Annotated in this window: 15 protein-coding genes; 10 read left to right on the top strand and 5 right to left on the bottom strand. The window is 73.1% G+C overall.

From position 1 onward, the window contains the following. Positions 1-15: 15 nt before the first annotated feature. Positions 16-750, bottom strand: coding sequence for a tyrosine-protein phosphatase (locus WMF26_RS35700; RefSeq protein WP_437996363.1), 735 nt, complete (start codon positions 748-750; stop codon positions 16-18). Between the two features lie 71 nt (positions 751-821). Between WMF26_RS35700 and WMF26_RS35695 the strand changes: the two genes are divergently transcribed. Continuing rightward, positions 822-1,364 carry a hypothetical protein gene (locus WMF26_RS35695; RefSeq protein ID WP_437996362.1) on the top strand — a complete coding sequence of 181 codons (543 nt, stop codon included), beginning with the start codon at positions 822-824 and terminating at the stop codon, positions 1,362-1,364. 127 nt (positions 1,365-1,491) lie between these two features. Beyond that, positions 1,492-2,718, top strand: a complete 1,227-nt coding sequence (locus WMF26_RS35690) for an ArsA family ATPase (RefSeq protein WP_437996361.1) — start codon at positions 1,492-1,494, stop codon at positions 2,716-2,718. Positions 2,719-2,824: 106 nt separating this feature from the next. Here WMF26_RS35690 and der read toward each other — a convergent pair whose 3' ends face one another. Both der and era read right to left on the bottom strand, forming a co-directional pair. Beyond that, a complete protein-coding gene (der, locus tag WMF26_RS35685; RefSeq protein WP_437996360.1) occupies positions 2,825-4,609 on the bottom strand; it encodes a ribosome biogenesis GTPase Der in 1,785 nt (594 codons plus the stop codon). Continuing rightward, complete coding sequence (gene era, locus WMF26_RS35680; protein ID WP_437996359.1) at positions 4,606-5,538, bottom strand: GTPase Era; 933 nt, start codon at positions 5,536-5,538, stop codon at positions 4,606-4,608. The genes der and era overlap by 4 nt, the downstream gene beginning before the upstream one ends. 639 nt (positions 5,539-6,177) lie before the next feature. Between era and WMF26_RS35675 the strand changes: the two genes are divergently transcribed. After that, positions 6,178-8,889, top strand: coding sequence for an ArnT family glycosyltransferase (locus WMF26_RS35675; RefSeq protein ID WP_437996358.1), 2,712 nt, complete (start codon positions 6,178-6,180; stop codon positions 8,887-8,889). Between the two features lie 129 nt (positions 8,890-9,018). Beyond that, positions 9,019-9,516, top strand: a complete 498-nt coding sequence (locus WMF26_RS35670) for a TIGR02266 family protein (protein WP_437996357.1) — start codon at positions 9,019-9,021, stop codon at positions 9,514-9,516. Between the two features lie 28 nt (positions 9,517-9,544). Here WMF26_RS35670 and WMF26_RS35665 read toward each other — a convergent pair whose 3' ends face one another. Continuing rightward, positions 9,545-10,537: a zf-HC2 domain-containing protein gene (locus WMF26_RS35665; protein ID WP_437996356.1), complete on the bottom strand. Its 993-nt coding sequence runs from the start codon at positions 10,535-10,537 to the stop codon at positions 9,545-9,547. 19 nt (positions 10,538-10,556) lie between these two features. Continuing rightward, entirely contained in the window at positions 10,557-11,174 is a 618-nt protein-coding gene (locus WMF26_RS35660) for an RNA polymerase sigma factor (protein WP_437332723.1), read from the bottom strand. A gap of 513 nt (positions 11,175-11,687) precedes the next feature. On the opposite strand from WMF26_RS35660, the gene WMF26_RS35655 reads away from it, so the two are divergent. The 6 genes from WMF26_RS35655 (at position 11,688) to WMF26_RS35630 (ending at position 21,662) form a co-directional block, all read left to right on the top strand. Next, positions 11,688-12,611: a hypothetical protein gene (locus tag WMF26_RS35655; protein ID WP_437996355.1), complete on the top strand. Its 924-nt coding sequence runs from the start codon at positions 11,688-11,690 to the stop codon at positions 12,609-12,611. 26 nt (positions 12,612-12,637) lie between these two features. After that, positions 12,638-15,046 (top strand): tetratricopeptide repeat protein, encoded by a 2,409-nt coding sequence (locus WMF26_RS35650; RefSeq protein WP_437996354.1) that lies wholly within the window; start codon positions 12,638-12,640, stop codon positions 15,044-15,046. After that, positions 15,043-19,395, top strand: a complete 4,353-nt coding sequence (locus WMF26_RS35645; RefSeq protein WP_437996353.1) for a tetratricopeptide repeat protein — start codon at positions 15,043-15,045, stop codon at positions 19,393-19,395. The genes WMF26_RS35650 and WMF26_RS35645 overlap by 4 nt, the downstream gene beginning before the upstream one ends. After that, complete coding sequence (locus tag WMF26_RS35640; protein WP_437996352.1) at positions 19,392-20,747, top strand: tetratricopeptide repeat protein; 1,356 nt, start codon at positions 19,392-19,394, stop codon at positions 20,745-20,747. The genes WMF26_RS35645 and WMF26_RS35640 overlap by 4 nt, the downstream gene beginning before the upstream one ends. Before the next feature lie 14 nt (positions 20,748-20,761). Continuing rightward, positions 20,762-21,010: a hypothetical protein gene (locus WMF26_RS35635; protein WP_020738965.1), complete on the top strand. Its 249-nt coding sequence runs from the start codon at positions 20,762-20,764 to the stop codon at positions 21,008-21,010. 61 nt (positions 21,011-21,071) lie between these two features. Further along, positions 21,072-21,662, top strand: a complete 591-nt coding sequence (locus WMF26_RS35630; RefSeq protein WP_437996351.1) for a hypothetical protein — start codon at positions 21,072-21,074, stop codon at positions 21,660-21,662. The last annotated feature ends 99 nt before the right edge of the window (positions 21,663-21,761 follow it).

The following is a 21,761-nucleotide window of genomic DNA, read 5'->3' as shown; positions in this document are numbered from 1 at the left end:
GCGGGGCCGCGCGGGTCAGGGCTCGACGGTGCCTTCGAGGATCGCGCGCGGGCCGTCGATGAGCATGAAGGTCGCTTCCTCCTCGCCGACCCTGGCGAAGAGGGCGTCGATGCCGCCGCGGACGTCGGCGACGTCCCTCGGGGCGTGGGCGTCGCTGCACGCGGCGTAGTAGTAGCCCTCCTCGAGCAGCTGCTCCGCGGCGCGGCGGGGGGTGCGCCCGTATTTGCCGGTGAGGGCCGCGACGTCGAGGAGGAGGACGGCGCCGGCGTCGAGGAGCGGATCCAGCGAGGAGCAGTCGTCGAAGACCGGCTCGTAGCGCTCCGGGTGGGCGATGACGGGGCGGAGCTTGCGGCGGCTGAGGTCGAAGATGCGCTCGGCGACGCGGACGGGGAAGCTCCGGGTCGGGAACTCGACGAGCGCCGCGCGGCCGCCGGGGTAGGGGAGGGCGCTGCCGTCGAGGAGGCGCTGGAAGACGACGTCATCGAAGAAGTGCTCCGACGAGAGGTCGAGCGCGGGCAGGCCGCGCGCGTCGTCGGCGCGGCGCAGCGCGGTGCACGTCGCGTCGTAGGCGGCGCGGAGGCTCTGCCGGGTGTTGTCGAACATCCCGGGGCGCATGTGCGGCGTGGCCACCACGGTGTCGAACCCGGCGCCGCGGAGCGCGGTGAGGAGGGCGAAGCTCTCCTCGACGGTGCGGGCGCCGTCGTCGATGCCGGCGACCCAGTGGCAGTGGAGATCGATGAAGCCGCGCACCGTGCGGTCGAACTTAGCAAAGTTGGCCGCCCCCGTGCGCTGCGACCATCCTTCGCGTGCAGGAGGTGTTCGTGTCGCTCTCGTTATCGAACCAGCAGCGTGTGCCGGAGCCCGGGTCGAATGGCGGCGCAGGGGGCCAGCGCGGCGACCAGCAGGGAGGCCGCGCGGAGCGGCCCGAAGGCCGAGGCGCGCTCTCGGCCGAGGGGGGCGTCGCGGCCGCCGGGGAGGGGGCGCCCGCCTCCGAGCGGCGGCGCCGCCGCAGCGACGACCCGATCACCGCGCTGCACTATCAGCTCTCGACGACGCGCTCGGAGGCGAACCTGGACGTCGTGGTCCTCGTGGACGACAGCGGCTGCCTGGTCGCCGGGGCGGGCGCGTGGCCCGCGTGCGAGGAGCTCGCCGCCTACGCCCCGCTCCTCGCCAACCCGGACGCCGTGCAGAACGCCGCGGTCGGCTCGCGCATCGCCGCGCTCACCGCGGAGGTCGAGGTCCAGAGCCTCGCCGTGGCGGGCGGGGAGGTGCTGCTCTGCGGCCGCGGCGGCACGGCGGAGCGCGGCGCCTCCATCGCCCGGGCCGCCGCCGGGTGCCTGCGCATCCTCCGCGCCGCGGCCTGAGCGCATCGTCCACCCGCCGCGGGCTGAGCGGTCGTCCGGCCGCGGCCGGAGCGCTCGCCGCGCAGCCGGACGAGCGCTCGCGCCCCCGGTTCGTGCTACAAGGGGCCGCGACCTCAGGTCGCGCGCCATGCCCGGCCCGCTCGCACCCCCTCGAAACACCCCGCCCGCCGCCCACGCACCCCGCCAGGCGGACGACGCCGGCCTGGCCCCGCTGCTCGCCTCCCGCAGGGTGATCCTCTGCGTCGGCTGCGGCGGCGTCGGCAAGACGACCACCACCGCGGCGCTCGGCCTCGCCGCGGCCCGCCGGGGCAAGCGCGTGCTGTGCCTGACGATCGACCCGGCGCGCCGCCTCTCCCAGAGCCTCGGGCTCGAGGAGATGAAGACCGAGGCGCAGACGATCGAGCCGGCCCGGTTCGCCCGGGCGGGGATCGACGTGCCCGGCTCGATGACGGTGATGATGCTCGACACGAAGTCGACGTTCGACGGCCTCGTCGCCTCGCTCGCCCCGTCGCCCGAGCAGCGCGACCGGATCCTCGGCAACGTCCTCTACAAGTACATCTCCACGTCGCTCGCGGGCACGCAGGAGTACATGGCGATGGAGAAGCTCTACGCCGTGAGGAACGACCCGAGCTACGACCTCGTCCTGCTCGACACGCCGCCCACGGCGAACGCGCTGGATTTCCTCGACGCGCCCGAGCGGCTCGTCGGCGCCATCGACAGCGCGGCGACGCGCTGGTTCGTGCAGGCGTTCCAGAGCTCCGGCAAGCTGTCGCTCAACCTGCTGGCGCGGTCGACCGCGGCGGTGCTGCGCGGCATCGGCAAGCTGACCGGCAGCGGCTTCCTCGAGCAGATCGCGGCGTTCATCAGCGAGATGAACGCGGTCTTCGGCGGCTGGAAGCAGCGGGCGGACGCGGTGGCGTCGGCGCTGCGCGGCCCCGACGTGGCCTACGTGCTCGTCACGACGCCCGATCCGCTCTGCGTGCGGGAGGTGCTGTTCTTCGCCGATCGCCTGCGCGAGCAGGACATGCGGCGCGACGCGTTCGTCGTGAACCGCGTCCACCCGGTGTACGGCGCCCTCCCCGGCGTCGCCGAGATCGCCGCCGCGCTCGACGGGAGCGGCCTCGCCCTCGGCCCCGGCGCGGCGGCGCGCCTGCTCCAGGCCGCCGAGGACGAGACCCGCATGGGCAAGCTCGATCACCTGAACCTGATCGCCCTCGAGGCGGCGCTGGAGGACGAGCAGAACGGCGGCAGCGTCCGCGTCGACGTGCCGGCGTTCCCGTACGATATCTACGACGTGGCCGGCCTCGCGAGGATCGCCGACGTGCTGGCGCCGCTGCCCGGGGCGGCGGGGTAGCCGGCCGCTTCCGTACGAGGTGCGGCGCGCGCTGCGGTGCGGCAGCGCCCCACGCGGTGGGCGCGCGCGCCGCGGGCGCCTGGGGCGCGCGCCCCCGCGGCGCGGGCTAGCTGCGGCGGCGGCGCTCCTTGTACTTCACCCGGACCGGCACGCCCTCGAGGCCGAACGCTTGCCGGAGCTGGTTCGACACGTAGCGCCGGTAGCTGAAGTGGAGCTTCTCGGGATCGCTCGCGACGACGACGAACAGCGGCGGCGACGTCTCGGCCTGCGTGACGAAGAACAGCCGGGGCGCGCGCCCGCCGTGCGTGGGCGGCGGGTGCGTGAGGAGGATCTGCTCGAAGAAGCGGTTGAGCTCCCCGGTGGGCACGCGCTTCCGGTAGGCGTCGGCCACCTGGCCCACCGTCTCGAGGAGCTTCGCCACGCCGCGGCCGCTGCGCGCGCTCACCTGCACGATCGGCGCCCACGGCACGAACGCGAGCTTGTCGCGGGCGTCCTGCTCCGCCTTCGCGAGCGCCTTCCGGTCGAGGAGATCGATCTTGTTCAGGCCGATCACGACGCCGCACCCCCGGTCGACCGCGAGGCCGAGGATCTTCGCGTCCTGCTCGGCCACGCCCTCGGCCGCGTCGCAGAGCAGGAGCACGACCTCGGCCCGCTCCATCGCGCGGATCGCGTGCATGACGCTGACCGCCTCGACGGCGCTGTCCTCCTTCGCCACCTTCGCCTTGCGCCGGATGCCCGCCGTGTCGATGAGCAAGAACCGCTTGCCGTCGCGCTCGGCCAGGGTGTCGATCGGATCGCGCGTCGTGCCCGGCTGCGCGTCGACGAGCATCCGCTCCTCGCCCGCGATGCGGTTGACGAGCGACGACTTCCCCGCGTTCGGGCGCCCGATGATGGCGATGCGGAGCGCCCCCTCGGCCGACGCCTCGGGCGCCGCGGGCTCCTTGGGCAGCGCGGCCTCGATGGCCATCTCCAGATCCGAGATGCCGCGGCCGTGGAGGGCGCTGATCGGGATGAGCCGATCCATCCCGAGGCGGTACAGCTCCGCCGCCTCGGCCTCGGCGCGCGGCGAGTCCGCCTTGTTGGCGACGTAGATCACGGGCTTGCCCGCGCGGCGCAGGAGGCCGAGCTCGGCGTGCTCGGACGGCGTGACCGGCGTCACGGCGTCGAGCACGCACACGATCACGTCGGCCTCGGCGATGGCGAGGTCGATCTGCCGCTTGATCCCCTGCCGCATCGGGTCGTCGCTCTCGGGGTCGAACCCGCCGGTGTCGACGAGCGTGAAGCGCCGTCCCCGCGAGGTGACGTCGCCGTAGTGGCGATCGCGGGTCACCCCGGGCTCGTCGTGCACGATCGCGATGCGCTTGCCGACGAGGCGGTTGAACAGCGTGCTCTTGCCGGTGTTGGGCCGCCCGACCAGCGCCACGATCCCGGCCGAGGGCGGCGGGGCAGGCGCGTCGGCCGCGGCGTCCTCGGCGGCCTCGAGGGCCTCGTCGGCGAGCTCCGCCGCGAGCTCGTCCCTGTCCTCCGCCGGATCGTGGCCGCTCTGCTCGAAGGCAGCGCGCCCCTTGCTCAGGCCCGAGCCGCTGCCCTTCTTCGCGCCAGCGGCGGCCTTGCCGGGCGCCGCAGCGGCCTTGCGGGGCGCCGCAGCGGCCTTGCGGGGCGCGGCAGCGGCCTTGCCGGGCGCGCTCTTTCTGGGAGCGACCGCGCTCTTGCCCGAGGCGGCCGCGCTCTTTCTGGGAGCGACCGCGCTCTTGCCGGAGGCAGCGCCCTTCCTGGGAGCGACGCCGCCCCTCTTCTCGGGGCCACCGCCCGTCTTCGTCGCCCGACCGCCGCCGGCGGCGCCCTGACCGCGCCTGGTCTGCCTGGAAGGAGCTGGTTTCGCCGCGCTCACGAGGTCTCTCCCTTGTTGTAACCGAGCTCTTCCAGCGTCTGGAGCGACTCGCGCCACTCCGGCGTCACCCGCACCCAGAGCTTGAGGTTCACCTGCCGCCCGACGAGCTCCTCGATCCGGAGCCGGGCCTCCGTGCCGATCCGCTTGAGCTGCTCCGCGGCGGCGCCGATCAAGATCTTCTTCTGCCCGGGCCGCTCCACGTGGATCGTCGCGTCGATGTGCAGCGCGCCGTCGCCCGTCGGCTCGACGTAGCGCTCGATCTGCACGGCGCTGGCGTGCGGCACCTCGGCCTTCGTCGCGCGGAGGATCTGCTCGCGCACGTACTCGGCGGCGAAGAAGCGCGTGGGCCTGTCGGTGAGCTCATCGGGCGCGAAGCCCCAGGCCCGCTCGGGGCACAGCTTCGCCACCTCGTCCAGCACGCGCTGGACGCCGTCCTCGCGCAGCGCCGAGATCGGGACGATCGCCGAGAAATCACGGATCTTCGCGAACGCGTCGAGGAGCGGCAAGAGCCGCGCCTTGTCCCGCACCCGGTCGACCTTGTTGAGCACGAACACCACCGGCGCCTCGCTCCCGAGGTCCGCGAGCAGCGCGAGGTCGCCCGGGTGCGGCGCGAACGGCGGGCCGTCCTCGCCTTCCTTCGCGCGCCGCGGGAGGCGCGCGGGATCCGGGGCTTCCGTCACGAAGACGATGACGTCGGCGCTCCGCGCCGCCTCGCGCGCCGCCTGGTTCATCACGCGCCCGAGCTCGGTGCGCGGCCGGTGCAGCCCGGGCGTGTCGAGCAGCGCGATCTCGGCCGGGCCGTGGTGCACGACCCCGAGGATCGCGTCGCGCGTCGTCTGCGGCGTCGGCGAGACGATCGCGAGCGGGTGGCCGAGCGCCGCGTTGAGCAGCGTCGACTTGCCCACGTTCGGCCGCCCCACCAGGGCCACGCGCCCGGATCGCCGCGGCAGATCGAGCGACGCGTCGGCCTCCTCGACCCGCCTCGGCTCGGCGCGCTTCCTTCGCTGCTGCTGCCCGCCGCCGAGCGCGCCCGCCGCGCGCTCCGGGAGCGGTCGCCCCTTCGCTTCGCCCGCCGGGCGAGGCGCGCGCCCCGCCTTGCCGCGGGCTGCGCTGGAGGAGCGCGCCGCGGCGCCGCGGTTCTTCCTGGCGCCCCGCTCCGCATCCCCTGCCTTGGCAGCGCGCTCGGCGCCGCCCCGGTCCGCCTCGCCTCGCCTGGCAGCGCGCTCGGCGCCGCCCCGCTTGCTCGCGCCGCGGGATCTGTCGTCGGGATGCGCCTCGTCTTTGCGTCGGGGCGGGCGCGCCCGCGGGATCGCCGCGTCGCCCGTCGGGGATTCCTCGCCGGATGACGCTCCCGGGCGGCCGGCGCGGCCACCGTTCCTGGCGGGACGGGGGCCAGCGGCGGCCTGGGAGGGCTTCGGCGCCTGCGGGCGCGTTCTCGCGCCCTGGGGCGCGCTCGGGGGACGGCCTTTCACCACGCCGCGCGCGATAGCAGACGCCCAGGGGGGCTACAAACGCTTCCCTACGATCCGTGGTCAAGCGCGCGCGAAGGCGGTAAGGGGATGCCTCGCATGTCGAGCGTCCACCGAGGGGATCCACGAAGCGGAGCCCCGCCCGCTGCCCCCGACCCGCCCGCGACCGGAGCCCCGTCCCACGACGAGGCGAGACCGCGCGAGGACCGCTCGGCCGAGACCGGCGGCGCGCCGGCCGGTGGCGCGGTGGACGGCGGCTCGCGCGGCGGCCCCGCGCGGCTCGCGGCCCTCGCGCTCGCGGCCCTCGCGCTGCTGCCCCTCCTCGGCACGAGCGGGATCTGGGACCCCTACGAGCTCGACCGGGCCGACCTCGCCCGCCGCATCGCCCTCCACGTCTTCCACGCCCCGCGCGGCGTGGAAGGCGTGGATCTCGCCGATCCAGCCGGGCAGCTGCCGACCCTGACCGACCTCGGCATGGGCGAGCTCGGGTTCACCTCGATGGCGCTCGGCTTCCGGCTGTTCGGCCTGCACGACTGGGCCGGGCGCCTCCCGCTCGCGCTGTGGGGGCTCGCCGGCGCGCTCGTGCTCTACGAGTTCCTCGCCCGGCTCGTCGACCGCAAGGCCGGCCTGTACGGCGTCGCCGTGCTCGTCACGATGCCGCTCTACGTGATGCAGGCCCGCACCATGCTCGGCGACATCGTCACCATGGCCGCGCTCACGATGGCGTTCTGCGGGCTGACCGGCGCCCTGCTCGAGGGCGGGCGAGGGGCGCGGCGCGGCGCCCTGCTCGCGCCGGCCGCGTGGATCGCGGTGGGGCTCCTCGGCCTCGCCGCCGGATACCTCAGCCGCGGCCTGCTGATCGGGGTCGCCGTCCCCGCGCTCGGCGCCGGCCTGACGTGGATCGTGCTCCGCACGTCCGGCGCCTGGCCCGCGATCGAGCGCCCGCGGCCCACGCTCGGCGATCTCGTGGGCGGCGCGGCGCTCCTGCTCGGCGTCGCCGCGGCGGCGAAGGGCCTCCTCGTCCTCGCGAGCTCGAGCGCCGACGCGCCGCTCCCGCGCGCCCTCGGCGTCGCGCTCCTCAAGAAGCCGCCGGTCGAGTCCACGTTCGATCTCACGCTGCGCCAGCTCGGGCACGCCCTCTTTCCGTGGAGCGCCTTCCTGCCGTTCGCCGTCGGCCGGCTCTTCCGCGCGCCGGCCGCGCCGCAAGGGGCCGCGGCGGGCCTCGATCGCGAGGCCGGCGTCCGGATCGCCCTCGTCGTCACGTCGGCGCTCGCCTACGGCGCCTTCGCGCTGCTCGCGCCGCACGCCGGGGCGCTCCCGTTCAGCGGCCCCGCGCTCCTCGCCGCGATCGCCGCGCTCGCCATCCGCGATCTCGAGCGCGGCGCCCCCTCCTCGCGGGCGCTCGCCGTCGGCTGCTCCGTGCTCGCCTTCGTCCTGTACCGCGATCTCGTCCTCTCGCCGGACCGGGCCCTCAGCGTCTTCTCCGTCGACAAGCCCGTGTTCCCGAAGAGCTTCGAGGAAGAGGCGGCCTCGGCGATGCGCTTCGTCCTGATCGCGTTCGCGGGCCTCGTGGCGCTCACCTGGTTCGAGGAGCAGCCCCGCGAGATCGACCGCGGCCTCAAGGCGTGGGCGCGTCGCATCGACGCCGACGTCCGCGCCGGCGCCGAGGAGCTCGCGCGCATCTGGGGCGGCAACCTGCTCTTCCTCCTGATCGTCCTCGAGGCGGCGCTCGTCGGCGTCGGCGCGATGATCTTCGTCGGCAAGCGCATCGGATGGGGGACCGTGGCGCGGATGCCGAACCACCTCGCCGCCTACGGGATGAACGCGTGGTGGGCGCTGCCCTTGCTGCTCGCCGTCGGGCCCGTGGCGCTCATCGCGGTGCGCGACGCGTTCCGCTTCGTCGTCGCGCGCGCCTCCGTGCCCCGCGCCCTCGGCACGCCGCTCGCCGGCCTCGTCGCCGGCTTCGCGCTGAGCTTCTGGTACTACCCCGCGCTCGCGGCCCAGCTCTCCCCGAAGGAGGTCTTCGAGTCGTACGAGTCGCTGCGCAAGCCCGGCGAGCCGCTCGCGACGCTCGGCGTCCGGAGCCGCGCGGCGGCCTACTACCAGGGCGGCGAGGTCGCGTCGTTCAACGACGCCCCGCAGGCGCTCGCCTGGCTCACCGCCCCCGCCGCGGAGGGCTCCGCGGACAGCGCCGCCGCTCCCGGCGCGCGCCGTTGGCTCGTCGTCAAATCCGACGAGCTGCCCAGGTTGAACAGCCTCTTCCGCAAGCACCACGGGCGCAACCTGCCCGTGCTCGACGGCCGATCGAGCCAGATCGTCCTCGCGTCGAACGAGCTCGGCGGCCGTCCGAACGAGAGCTGGCTCAGCCGTGTCGTGCTCGACGAGCCCGTCGCTCCCGCGAACCCGCTCGACGCGATGTTCGACGATCAGCTGGAGGTGCTCGGCTGGGAGCTGACCGACGACGAGGGGCAGCAGGCCTCGAGCGTGATCCCGCAGAAGATCTACCACCTGCGGACCTTCTTCCGGGTGCACCGGCCGATCACCGGCAACTGGAAGATGTTCGTTCACGTCGATGGGTTCCAGCGCCGTTACAACGGCGACCACGCCGTGATCGAGGGGCGCTACCCGATGAGCCTGTGGCAACCGGGCGACATCATCGTCGACGACCACGAGCTCCAGCTCGAGCCCAACTTCACCCCGGGCGACTACGCGCTCTACTTCGGCTTCTTTTCCGGGGATGCGCGCTTCGAGGTGACGCGCGGACCTGAACACGAGAACCGCATCCGCGGCGGCGTCATCCGCGTGCGGTGAGCCGCCCGTTGTAGGATTCCCGACGCATGCCGCGGCGCGCGCGCCCTCCTGTGCGCCCGGCGACCCACGCGCGGTCCTCGTCGTCGAGCGCCCTCGACGCGCGTGCGGAAAGCGGCTAGTCGCAGAAACATGACCGGGGGCCGTGGTGACTCCAACCATCCGCCCGACACGCCTGGCGGTTCGTCGGCCACCCCCGCGCAGAACGGCGCCTACGGGGACGCTGGCCACACCGGCGAGGATGCCGAGTGCGAGATCCCCCCGGATTCGCTCAACCGGCGCTCGTCCGAGCGGCTCGACGTCACCTGGCTCGTGGACTGCGAGACGGATGACACGTTCCTCTACGCCTCCATCACCAACATCTCGGAGATGGGCATCTTCGTCCGCACGACGCAGCCGCTCTCGATCGGCACGCGGCTCACGCTCCGCTTCTCGCCCCCGGGGGCCGAGAGCTCGTACGTGCTCGAGGGGACGGTGCAGTGGGTGAACGAGGTGCGCCCCCTCCACGACAACCCGAACCCGGGCATGGGGATCCGCTTCGTCGATCTCACGCCCGACGATCGCGAGCGCATCGTCGACACGATCAGGACGATCGCCTACATCCGCGACGCGCCGGTGAGATCGAACTGACGCAGGCGCCGGCGCGCGTCCGCGGCCGTCAGCGCGCCATCACGGCGTCGGGAGGCACGGCGTCGGGGGGCGCCGCCTGCGCGGGCCCCTGCTCGTCTGCGCGCGGCGCCGCGGACTTCGCGGCCGGCCGCGGCGCCGCGGCGGGGCGCGCCGCCGATGCCGCGGCGGGGGCCGCGTTGTGCGCCTGCGAGCGCACGGCGTTCGCCTCGAGGCCCGCGAGCATCTGCTCGGCGCGGTCGCCGTACCCCTTCGCGGAGCGGAGCGCGAGCAGCAGCTCCCGCGCCTTCTCCGTCTCCCCGGCCGCCTGATGACACCGCGCGGCCTCCCACATCGCCGCGTGCGCGGCGGGCGTCCCCGGGTACTGCGCGCCGACCTCGTCGAGCTTGCCGACGGCGGCCGCGCAGCCCGACGTCCGCTGCAGCGTCTGCGCGTCCCGCAGCGCCAGCCTCGCGCCGTCCTCGGGGGCCGCTGCCCCGCGCGCGCTCTTCTCCTTCGCCGCCTCCGCCGTCGGCCTCGGCGGCTCGCTCGCCTTGGCCTCGGCCATGCGCCGGCCGTCGCCCTCGTCCGCCGGCGCGGCCAGGACGGTCGGCGCCGGGACGCTGGGCGGCTCGAGCTGATCCGACGCAGGCTGGCCCCACTCGGTGACCCGCACGGGGGCCACGCCCGTCTTCGGCCGCAGCAGCAGCAGGCTCGAGCCGATGACGAGCACGAAGAGCGCCGCCATCGCCAGCTGCGGCCGCATCGCGTGGCTGCCGGCCCAGGCCAGCGCGCGGAGCGCCTTGCGCCGGAACGGCGTCTTCTTTTGCGCGACCTCGACCGCCTCGAGGATCCGCGCCTCGAGCTCCTCGCTCGGCTCCTCGAGCGGCAACGGACCGGCGTCGCGGGCCGCCCGCAGCCCCGCGAACGCCGAGGCGCACCGGGCGCAGCTGTCCATGTGGCGCTTCATGGCCGCATGCGTCAGCTCGTCGAGCTCGTCGTAGAGCGCGTCCATCACGTGCTGGTCGAACTTCTCGCAGTCCATAGACAGCTCTTCCGGCGCGCTAGCGCAGCGCCCTCGCGTAATCCTCGTACTCCGAGAGCGCCTCCTGGAGCCGCTCGAGGGCGTAGCGCATCCGGCTCTTCACCGTGTTCTCAGGCACCCCGACGATCTGGGCGATGTCCTTGAAGGGCACGCGCCCGATCTCCCGGAGCAGGAAGACCTCCCGCTGCTCGTGCGGGAGGCCCTCCACGGCGCGGACGATGAGCTGCCCCATCTCGGCCCCGATCGCGACGCGATCCACCGCGGCCTGGGGCGCCGGGTCCGCGGTCCGCTCGCCGAGCGTGGGGCCGTCGCCGTCGCCGGAGCCCTGGTCGAGCGACGGGTGGCGCCGGAGCGACATCTTGCGCAGGTGATCGATGCAGACGTTGCGCGCGATGGCGTAGGCCCACGTGGTGAACCTCGCCTCGTGCTTGAAGTCGGAGGCGCTCTGCACGATCTTCACGAACACATCCTGCACCAGATCCTCGGCGACCGCAGGCCCGCGGACCTGCCGCAGGATGAAGTTGTAGATCGGCGTCTTGTGCCGCCGGACGAGCCCGGCAAACGCGGCGCGGTCGCCGCCCTGAAAACGCATCATCAGGGCTTCGTCCGTGACCTCCTCTCGAGAAATCGGGACCATCCTAGCTCCCGGAGCGGCCGAGCCTCTGCGGCGCTCCTTCGGCGGCCCGAGCGGCGGGGTGTTCGTTTCGACGACCGCGGCGCCGGATCGGACGCGCAGCGCGGCTCGAAGATCTGAGGCGCTCTCCTTCCCCTGACACAAGCGCACCTTAGCGGATCCGCCCCCGAGCGAGCGAGCCCCCTTCGCCCGCGTCGATGGGAGGGCCGCTGGCGTCCGGAGGCGCGCCCGCGCTCGGCCCCGTGGCGCCCTCGTGGCAGCGCATCGTCGACCGGCCGAGGACGCCGCGGGCGCGCGCCGGGTGAAGGGGGCAGCACGTTTTCCTCTGCACGTTTCTGCACTTTTTTTGCATGGTCCGCGCCGCCGTCGCGCCGCCCGCGGCGGGGCGCGGCGCCGGGAGAGCGGAAGCTGTCCAGGTCGTTGCGCTCCGAAGCCCGGCGCCACTAGACTCCCCGGCACCGGGCGTGAGGTCGCCCCCCTCTGCTGACGAGGGTAAAACCACGAGGTTACCTTTCGATGCGACTTATCAGGATGCTGGCTGTGGGGGTGGGGGCCTCGTTCTTGATGGCCGTGCCCGCCTTCGCGCAGAGCCCGGGCGGCGCGTCGGGCAAGGCCGCTGCTCCTGCCGCCTCGGTGGCGCCGGCCGCCTCGGCGCCTGCGAACGCAGCGCAGGCCGCCCCCGCGACGGGCGCCGCGGCTGCATCGCCCGGCACGACGGCCGCGCCGGCTGCATCGCCCGGCACGACGGCCACGCCGGCCGCGAACGCAGCGCAGGCCGCCCCCGCGACGGGCGCCGCGGCTGCGCCGCCCGGCGCGACGGCCGCGCCGGCTGCGTCGCCCGGCGCGACGGCCGCGGGCGCCGCCGCCCCGGCGATGGATGGCCCGACGTACGCGGTGCGGCTGCGCGATCTCGAGCAGCGCATCGACGAGCTCAAGGAGCAGATCCGCCGCAGCCATACGCGGCTCTCGCTCCTCAGCGACACGATCCTCTCCGGCGGCGGCGCCGGCTCGCGCGCCTCGATCCGGTTCAACAACGAGCTGTCGAGCGCGTTCCGCGTGACCCGCGTGCTGATCGTGCTGGATGGCGCCGTCCAGTACAACAAGACCGATCAGTCGGGCGCCCTGGCGGAGCAGACCGAGATCCCGATCTTCAACGGCTCGGTCCCGCCGGGGGATCACACCCTCCAGGTGCTCGTGAACCTGCAGGGCAACGGCTACGGGGTGTTCTCGTACCTGCGCGGCTACCGCTTCGAGGTGCGCTCCAGCCATTCCTTCACGGCGGTCGAGGGCAAGACGATCAACCTCCAGGCGGTCGCGTTCGAGAAGGGTGGGGTCACGACCCCGCTCGAAGAGCGCCCGGCGGTCCGTTTCGTCGAGAAGATCGTGAGCGGCCTCTCGGATGCTTCCGGGCAGCCGGCCGCCGCCGCGGGTGGCAAATAGGTTCGAGCTCGTTAGGACAAGTCGCCATGACCTGGGACTCCGGATCGCGGGTTACCCCTGCCTTGCTTGGCCTGCTCCTGCTCGGCGCGGCCACGACCGCGGCCCCTGCCGACGCGTGGGCCCTGGACTCCGAGCGCGCCTACACGAGCGCCTCGCAGCAGATCAGCAGCGTCTCGTCCGGGCTGGGCGCCATCCAGGCGGCGATCCAGAAGTCCCGGGGCGAGCAGCGCACCCCGGAGCAGCGCATCGCGGACGCCGTCCTGCTGATGGGGTCCAGGGACTACGAGCGCGCGGCCAACGTGCTGAACCAGGTGGTCGAGAAGTACCCTGACCACCCGACGGCCTTCCCGGACGCGCTCAACCTGCTCGGCGAGACGTACTTCCGCTCGAAGCAGTACCTCTCGGCCCGCCGGGTGTTCCAGCGGATCGTCGCGAGCGGCGCCGAGCCGCGCTTCGCCGCCTACCAGGAGAAGGCGCTCGGCCGGCTCGTGGACATCTGCCTCCGCATCAAGGACTACGACGCCCTCGACGCCGTCTTCGCCTCGATGAACAACGTCCCGTCCTCCGCGGCGGGGAGCGCCCTCTCGTACGCGCGCGGCAAGGGCCTCTACGTGAAGAAGGACTTCGCCGGCGCGAAGGCGGCGCTCGGCGCGGTCGACCCGCGGAGCGAGTACTTCCACCAGGCGAGGTACCTGCTCGGCCTGATCGCGGTGAAGGAGGCGACGCCCCCGCCGGAGCCGCTCAAGGAGGGCGACGTGCCCCCGGCGGTGCCCAAGACCCGCTACGTCGCCGCGATCGACCTGTTCCAGAAGGTGACGCAGCTGCCGGCCGACACCCCGGAGCACCGGCGCGTCATCGACCTCGCGTGGCTCGCGATCGGGCGGCTCTTCTACGAGGCCGACCAGTGGGCGCAGGCCGTGCAAGCGTACGGCCACATCGATCGCGTCTCGCCCGAGTTCGGGACCATGCTCTACGAGCTCGCCTGGGTGTACGTCCGCCTGGGCGACGTGGATCGCGCCCAGCGATCGCTCGAGATCCTCGCCATCGCCGAGCCGGACAGCCAGAACATCGCCGACGGCTCGCTGCTCCGCGGCGACCTGATGCTGCGCGCCGGCCGGTTCGAGAAGGCGCTGAAGGTGTACGAGGGGGTGCGCGCCACCTACGACCCGATGCGCGCGCGCGTGGACGCCTTCCTCGGGTCCACGAGCGATCCCGCGGTCTACTACGACAAGCTGAGCCAGGAGCAGCTCGAGGCGCTCGACACGAACGCCGCGCTCCCGCCGCTCGCGGTCCAGTGGGCGCGCGAGGCCGAGGACGGCCCGGCCGCGTTCGCGGTCATCGACGACATCCACTACTGCCGCGAGCTGATCAAGCAGTCGAACGAGCTCATCGAGAAGCTGAACGCTGTGCTCAGCTCGCCCAACCGGGTGCGCGCGTTCCCGGAGCTCAAGGCCGGCGAGGAGAAGGCGCTCGCGCTGCTCAACCGGGTCGCGCTGGCGCGCCTCGCGCTCGGCCAGGGCATGGACGACGTGGAGGACGATCCGCTCTCGGGCGAGATCGGCAGCGCGCGCGCGCGGCGCCGCGCGCTCGAGAAGCGCCTCTCGAGGGTGCCCGTCACCGACGCCGACTTCCAGGACCGCGAGGCGCAGGCGCTCAAGCAGTGGAACACCCAGTCGCAGCGCCTCCAGCAGCTGACGCTGCAGATGGACACGCTGCAGGCGACGATCAACGGGCTCCGGCGGCTGCTCCACGAGGGGCCGCAGGCCGGGGTCGTCCGGGATCCCGCGAGCATCGCCCGCTTCGAGCACGAGCTCGCGCAGAACGAGCGCGACCTCGCGCTCTACCGCCAGCAGGCGGACGTGCTCCGCAAGCAGGTGAGCGCGGGCCGGGTGCAGGTCGGCTTCGGCGATCAGCGCTTCATCGAGGACGCGCAGACGCGCAAGGCGCACCGCGACGCGCTGATGCGGGAGGTCGAGCTGGCGGCGGCGGGCGCCGGCGGCGCGGATCTCGCGGCGTACGCGCAGCGGATCACGCCGTTGCTCCGCTCCGGCGACGCGGCGGACGCGCGGGTCGAGGCGGCGCTGCGCGAGATCGAGGGCGAGGTCGCGCAGAAGTCCTCGGGCCTCCGGCAGATCGTCAGCCGGGAGACGGCGAGCGTCGTGCACTACTCGGTGCAGCTCGACGCGCTCGACCGGGAGGCGCGGCTCGTCGTCGGCGAGGTCGCGATGCGAAACTTCGGCCTCGTCCGCGACCGGCTGAAGAACATCATCCTGCGCGCCGACGTCGGCATCACCGAGGAAGCGTGGGAGGTCCGCGAGGAGCAGATGACGCGTGTTCGCAGCCTGCAGGTCGAGCGCGCCCGTGAGGATCGGGTCCTCAAGGAGGAGCTCAACGAGGTCCTCGACGACAGCGGCGATCCGGAGGATGAGAAGTGAGCAAGGAGCAGGGCGGCGCGAGCGCGCCGCAGATCTCTGACGCGTCGCGCAGCGGGGCGCAGATCCTCGGAGCGGCGGGTGCGCGCGGCCCGCTCGGCGACGTCGTGAGGGCGAGGCGCCGTCGCCCGCGCGGCGCGCTCGGGGTGGCCAGCCTCGCCTTGGTGCTGGCGGTCGCGCCCCTCGCGCTCTCCCAGCCCGCGCCTGCGCCGGCGACCTCCGCCGCGCCTGCGCCGGCGCCGACAGCGGCCGCGGCGCCGGCTCCGCAGACCGGAGCCGCGGCGCCGGCTCCGCAGACCGGAGCCGCCCCTGCGCCGCCGGGCTTGCCGCCGGTGCAACCCTTCGCGCCGCCGATGTCCGTCGGGCGCAAGCAGGCGCCGCCGCCGCCTCCACCGACGCCCGCCCAGCTCGCCGCGCTCGCGGCGCTCGAGAAGGAAGCGGCCGCCTACGAGAAGGCGGCCCGCGACTACCGGAGCGCCATCACCCGCATCGTGCAGCACCACTACGAGGACAGGCGCCGCCGCATCCTCTCGTCGCTCGACCGCGAGATCGAGACGGAGCGGAAGGGCCTCCGCGACGCCCGGGAAGAGGCGATCCGCCGGCTCGAGGTGTTCGTCCAGCGCTACAGCGGCCCGAACGCTCACCCCGAGAACACGCCCGACGCGATGTTCCGCCTGGCCGCGCTCTACGAGGAGCGCGCGCGCACCGACTCCGACGCGAGCGAAGACCTCAGCGCCGCGCTGCTCCCGGCCATCGCGCTCTACAAGCGCGTCATCCACGAGTTCCCGCAGTACCGCGAGCTCGCCGGGATCTATTACTACCTCGGCCACGCGCTGAACGACTCGGTCCGTTTCCCCGAGGCGCAGCAGGTGTGGCGCTCGCTCGTCTGCCACAACAAGTACCCGTACCCCGTCGCGACCGATCCGAAGGACCCGACGCGCGACACCGTCGGCAAGCTCCCGCAGGACCACGACGCCGACTACTGGACCGGCTGGGAGGCGCGGCACCCGACGCCCATCGGCTCGGGCGGCCGGGCCCAGCCCGCCCGCAGGCCCGCGCGGGGCAAGGCCCCCGTCGTCGAGGACGAGACGGCGTACATCGATCCCTACCCCGACGATTGCCAGCCGATCCCGCAGAAGACGGCGCTCGGCGCCGAGCCCCGGTACGTCGCCGAGGTCTGGTGGCAGATCGGCGACTACCACTTCAACGAGATCGACCGCGCCGGCGGCCCGTTCAACTACAACAGGGCGGAGTCGGCGTACCGGCAGTCGATCAAGTACAAGAAGCCGCCTGTCCACGGCGTCGCGATGTACAAGCTCGCCTGGACGTACTTCAAGCAGCAGCGCTACGAGACCTCGGTGCGCCAGTTCATCGAGCTGCTCCGCTACACCGACGAGCAGGAGAAGCTCACGGGCGATCCAGGCGCGGATTTCCGGGCGGAGGCGTACACCTACATCGCCGGCTCGCTCACGTACCTCGACTTCGTCGGCCCGGGGCCGGAGGAGCCGTACATCCCGCGGAACGACGTCCTCGACGTCGAGACCGACCCGCGCATGGCCGAGCAGAAGATGCGGATCGCCATCGAGCGCGTCCAGGATCCCAAGCTGATCCCGCAGGATCAGAAGTGGACGGTCGAGATCTACAAGGCGCTCGCGCTGGAGTTCAAGGAGCTCAACCAGTATCGGAACACGGTCGAGGTGAGCGAGATCATCCTCCAGAAGTGGCCGATGCACCGCGACGCGCCCGTGATCCAGAACCAGATCGCGGACATCTACGACACGCTCACGTCGCAGTCGCGCGAGGGGACGGCCGAGCGGGCGATGAACTCGGCCAAGGCGCTCGAGGCGCGGACGAAGCTCGCCCAGTACGTCGGGATGACGCCGTGGGTCGAGGCCAACAAGGACGACCCCGAGGCGATCCAGACCGCCGAGCGGCTCGTGCGCGGCGGGCTCCGCCGGGCCGCGGCCGATCACACGAACGCGGGCAGCGCCCTCGTGCAGCAGGCGCTGACGATCAACGAGAAGGAGACGCGCGACCCGATCTTCGAGCGGGCGCTCGGCGAGTATCGCCTCGCCGCGCAGGGGTGGGCCGGCTACCTGGCCCAGGACGAGAACGCCCCGGACGCGTACGAGAGCCGGTACTGGCTGGCCGACGCGCACCACATGGTCGTCGTGATCACGGTGGCCATGGATCGCTCGCCCACGCGGCAGGAGGTCGAGCTGGCGAGGAGCTCTGCGGTCGGCGTGCGGGACTCCAACGAGGACGACAAGTACCTGCAGCCCGCGGCGTACATGGTGGTCGACACCGCCCACCAGGCGCTCATGGATCGGCACAAGCTCTTCCAGCGGACGAACGGCGCCGAGGGGCTCGAGCCGCGGGAGAAGGTCAAGATCGTCGGCGAGGGCGACGAGCAGCGCGTCGTCGCCGAGCCGCTGCCCCCGGAGGTCCAGGCGGCCGTCACCGCGCGGGACGAGTACATCCAGCGCGTGCCTCCCGCGCTCGACGCCCCGAAGAACCTCGATCTCTACGCGTTCCAGGCGGCGGACTACTACTTCCTCTACGGACAGTTCCCCGAGGCGCGCCGGCGGCTCGAGCCCATCTACGACGCGCAGTGCGGCAAGACGGAGTTCGGCTACAAGGCGTGGGAGCGGCTCACGACGATGTCGAACCTCGAGAACAACGTCGAGCAGAGCCGCAAGCTGGCCGAGGCGGCGCTCACGCGGAGCTGCGCTGTCAGCGAGGAGCAGAAGCTGAAGGAGGGCGACATCGCCCGGCCGACGATCTCGCGCGGCTACTACCTCGACGCGGCCCGGGCCTTCGAGAAGGCCGAGAAGATGCCGGACGGGCCGGCGCGCGTCGCCGCCTGGCGCGAGGCCGCGGCGCTCTACAAGGTCGCGCTCGAGAAGGCGCCGGCCCGCGACGAGGCGCCGGAGGCCGCCATGAACGGCGCTTACTGCTACAAGCAGGTGGGCGACTACGATCAGGCCATCGCGATGTACTCCCTGTTCATCAAGGAGTACGGAAACGAGGAGAACCTGGCGAAGCTCGAGAAGGGCGATCCGGAGGCGAACCCGCCGAAGAACCCCGATCCGAAGCGCTACGCCGAGCGGGTGAAGTACCTGAAGCAGGCCTACGACGCGCTCTCCGCCGCGTACGTCCTCTTCTTCAACTACCGCAGCGCGGCCGAGACCTACGACACCATCGCTCGCAACACGCGGTTCGAGCAGGCGGCGCGCCGGGACGCGGCCCGGAACTCGGTGCTGCTCTACGCGAACATCGGCGAGCGCGACAAGATGGCGGCCTCGCGCGCCACCTTCATGAGCCTGAACCCGCCCCCCGAGCAGAAGGCCGACATCGACTTCCTCGTCGCGTCGGCGGACCTGAAGGCCTGGGACGAGCAGGGGCCCGACGAGGGCCCGAACCGCGCCGCGCGCACCAAGGCCGTGCAGTCGATGGAGGCTTATTATGCGGCCAACAAGAACAACCCGGCCGCGAGCGGGTATGTCGTCCAGGCGGCCTACCATGCGTCCAAGATGCGCGGCGCCGCCGGCGATCCGAAGGCGCGGGAGTGGTGCAAGAACACCATGACGGCGTTCACGTCGTTCCGGAGCAGGGCGACCGGCGACAAGAAGACCCTCGGGTCGGTGCAGGCCGACATGGCGGCCGAGTGCGCCTACAAGGCCATCGACGACCGCATCAAGGCCGAGTTCGACTACGACACGGGGCACCACCGCTACGAGGGCGTCATCGATCAGGTGAAGCGGGCCTTCGAGGCCGACATCGCCAAGGCCAACGATCGGTACTGGAAGGAGCTCCAGGAGGTCATCACCGCGTACGAGTCGCGGCCGTGGTCGGTCGCCGCGCGCGCGCGGCAGGGCTCGCTCTACGACTCCTGCCGCACGGGCCTGTACAACGCTCGCCCGCCGGGCCTCCGGCTCTACACGGACAAGGAAGAGAAGCTGCTCAAGCTCGCCGAGACGAGCGATCGCGAGGATCTCCAGGAGACGGCCGACGCGCTCCGGCAGAACCGGCGCGAGCAGTGGCGCGCGGCGCGCGAGCGGAGCCTCAACGACGCCGACAAGGCGATGGTCAAGTTCTACGTCGAGTCCGTCGTCTGGGCGAAGGCGTGGAAGGTGCGGAACCCGGCGGTGGACTACGCGATCCAGCGGCTCGCGTTCTTCACGGACATCCTCGGCGACGCCAAGCTCCGCGAGTGGAGTCAGGGGATCATCGATCCCGAGACGAAGCGTCCGTTCGAGTACAAGGATGGCATCTTCCTCCGGACGCGGCCCGGCATGACTCCGCCGCTCGCCCCCGACGGCCTCCCCTTGCCCCTGCCGGTCGTGCCATGAAGCGCCGCCTCTCCGTCACCCTCTTCATCAGCCTGCTCGCGGTCGCGTCGCCGTTCGCCCTCGCGTCCTGCGGCGAGGAGGCGACGCCGCCGCCCAAGGCGCCCACCCGCCCCGTCACCGGCCCCGCTGGCGCGGCCCCGCCCGTCCAGGCGCCGTACGGCATGAACGACGCGCCGAGCTCGATGCGGCCGTACGATCAGCCTGCCCCGGGGGCGCCGGCGGCCATGAACGCCCGCGCGGCGGCCATCTACCAGGGCGGCCTGCAGGCGTTCGCGAGCGGCGACCTCGCGAGCGCGAAGGCGCAGTTCGCGCAGGCGACGCAGGCCGATCCGCGCGCCCACCAGGCCTTCTACTCGCTCGGCGTGGTGCAGGAGCGGCTCCGCGACGAGGGCGCCGGCGCGAGCTACCGCCAGGCGTTCACGCTCGTGCCCGACTACGAGCCGGCCATCGTCGCGTACGCGATGCTCCTCGCCCGGAAGGGCCAGCTCGGCGAGGCGGAGCGGCTCCTCAACGAGAAGCGCGGCCAGATGCCGAAGTCGGCGGCCGTCGCGGCGACGCTCGCGGAGATCAAGTCGCTCCAGAAGGACACCGGCTCGGCCCAGCGGCTCGCGCAGGAGGCGCTGAAGATCAACCCGGACTACCGGCCGGCGATGGTCATCATCGCCCGCGATCACTACAGGAACCGGCGCCTCGATCTCGCGCTGTACGCGCTCCAGGCGATCCTCGACGGGTTCGAGCCGGTCAGCGAGAACCCGCCGCGCGACAGGGACAACGCCGAGGCGCTGCTGCTCCGCGGCCTGATCTACCGGGAGCAGGGGCAGCGCGCCGCGGCGCTGGAGGAGTTCCGCAAGGCGGTGACGCGCCGCCCCGATCTCGTCGAGGCGCGGGTGCAGCTCGCGACCTACCTGCTCGAGGCGGGCAACGCCCAGGAGGCGCTGCCCCTCCTCGAGGGCGCCGTCCGCTTCGACGCGGAGCACGTGGCCGCGCACCTGAACCTCGGGGACGCCTACCGCCTGCTCGAGCGCTACGCCGACGCGAAGCGCGAGTTCGACTGGGTGCTCGCCCGGAACCCGAACCTGCCCCAGGTCCACTACGACCTCGGCCTGCTGTACCTGTTCGCCCCGAGCGTCCCCGGCATGACGCCCAAGCAGCAGGTGGCGGAGGCGATCAAATCGCTCACGCGGTTCCAGGAGCTGCGCAACAAGGGCCAGCGCGACGACTCGGAGGAGCTCCTGAACCGCGCCAAGCTCAAGGAGGGCGAGCTCAACGCGGCTGCAGCCGCGGCGCAGCCCGCGGCTCCGCCCGCCGCCGAGGCGGACGGCGGCGTCGCCGACGCCGCGACCGACACGTGAGGGAGACCATGAGCATGTACAAGGCACTTGCGCTGGGTTCGGTCCTGCTCGCGATCCTCTGCCACGGCGAGCGCGCGAGCGCGCAGGAGAAGGGCAAGCAGCGCGGGGTCATCACGCTCGCCGAGGTGACGATCACCGGCCGCATCCAGAAGCCCATCGCGGCCGTCGACGTCAGCCGGATCCAGCCGAAGCTCACGCTCGCCGAGCTGCGCCAGCCCTTCCTGGACCGCATCGAGCAGGCGATCTTCAAGGAGCCGTTCTAGTGCCTCGGACCGGAGATCTCGCCGGATTTCCGGGCGCGCGCCGCGGGCGGTAGGCGGCGGCGTGTCCGCCGCGCTCTTCATCGCGCTGTCGATCGCGGCGAGCGGCGCCTGCGCCGCGATCTCGTGGAAGCACCCGGCGCAGGTCGCGCGCGCGACGGGCGGCGACCTGACGGCGCTCGCGCGCTCGCTCCGCGCGCTGCCCGCCGAGGCGCGGCTCTCCGAGCTGGCGAGGCGGTCGCCGCCGGAGAGCTGGGAGCGCCGGCTCGCGCTCGAGGTCATGTCCGCCGCCGATCCGCGCGCGAAGATCGCGGCGGCGAACGACCTCCTCGCCGAGCTCGAGCAGCGGCTCGACGCGGGCGCGGGGTGGCCGCGCGCGGCGGCGCGCCTCTCGGCGTTCGCCGCGCTGCTCCTCGCCACGCTCTCGTTCCTCGCGCAGGCCGGGCCCTCGGCCATCGCGCTCGTCCTGGTCGCGGGCGCGGCCGGCGCGATCGCGTCCGCGGCGGCGGGGCGCGCCGGCCGCGCCGCGGCTTCGCGGACGCGAGAGGCCGTCGACGCGCTCGTCGGCGTCGCACTGGGCCCGCTCGACGGCGCCGCCGGAGCTGCTCGCGCGCCGAGCGCATCGCCGCGACGATCGCGCCGCGCGCGCCCCTGAGCGCGGCGCGCTCTCCTGGACCGCCCCCAGCTGTCCGTGTACCCTCGCGGGCTGTGGTGCCCTCCGCTGCGCAGCGCTCCTTCCGCGGATCCAGGCCCG

Origin of the sequence: Sorangium sp. So ce185 (assembly GCF_051526825.1) — a bacterium.
Lineage (GTDB): Bacteria > Myxococcota_A > Polyangia > Polyangiales > Polyangiaceae > Sorangium > Sorangium cellulosum_D.
The sequence above is the reverse complement of the archived record's forward strand: the minus strand, read 5'-3'. Positions and strand labels throughout refer to the sequence as shown.

Excerpts from the sequence above, each read along its gene's own strand:
- WMF26_RS35650 (WP_437996354.1), top strand. The coding sequence starts at position 12,638 with ATGACCTGGGACTCCGGATCGCGGGTTACCCCTGCCTTGCTTGGCCTG.
- WMF26_RS35655 (WP_437996355.1), top strand. The coding sequence starts at position 11,688 with ATGCGACTTATCAGGATGCTGGCTGTGGGGGTGGGGGCCTCGTTCTTG.
- WMF26_RS35660 (WP_437332723.1), bottom strand. The coding sequence starts at position 11,174 with ATGGTCCCGATTTCTCGAGAGGAGGTCACGGACGAAGCCCTGATGATG.
- WMF26_RS35690 (WP_437996361.1), top strand. The coding sequence starts at position 1,492 with ATGCCCGGCCCGCTCGCACCCCCTCGAAACACCCCGCCCGCCGCCCAC.
- WMF26_RS35675 (WP_437996358.1), top strand. The coding sequence starts at position 6,178 with ATGTCGAGCGTCCACCGAGGGGATCCACGAAGCGGAGCCCCGCCCGCT.
- WMF26_RS35640 (WP_437996352.1), top strand. The coding sequence starts at position 19,392 with ATGAAGCGCCGCCTCTCCGTCACCCTCTTCATCAGCCTGCTCGCGGTC.
- WMF26_RS35670 (WP_437996357.1), top strand. The coding sequence starts at position 9,019 with ATGACCGGGGGCCGTGGTGACTCCAACCATCCGCCCGACACGCCTGGC.
- WMF26_RS35665 (WP_437996356.1), bottom strand. The coding sequence starts at position 10,537 with ATGGACTGCGAGAAGTTCGACCAGCACGTGATGGACGCGCTCTACGAC.
- WMF26_RS35635 (WP_020738965.1), top strand. The coding sequence starts at position 20,762 with ATGTACAAGGCACTTGCGCTGGGTTCGGTCCTGCTCGCGATCCTCTGC.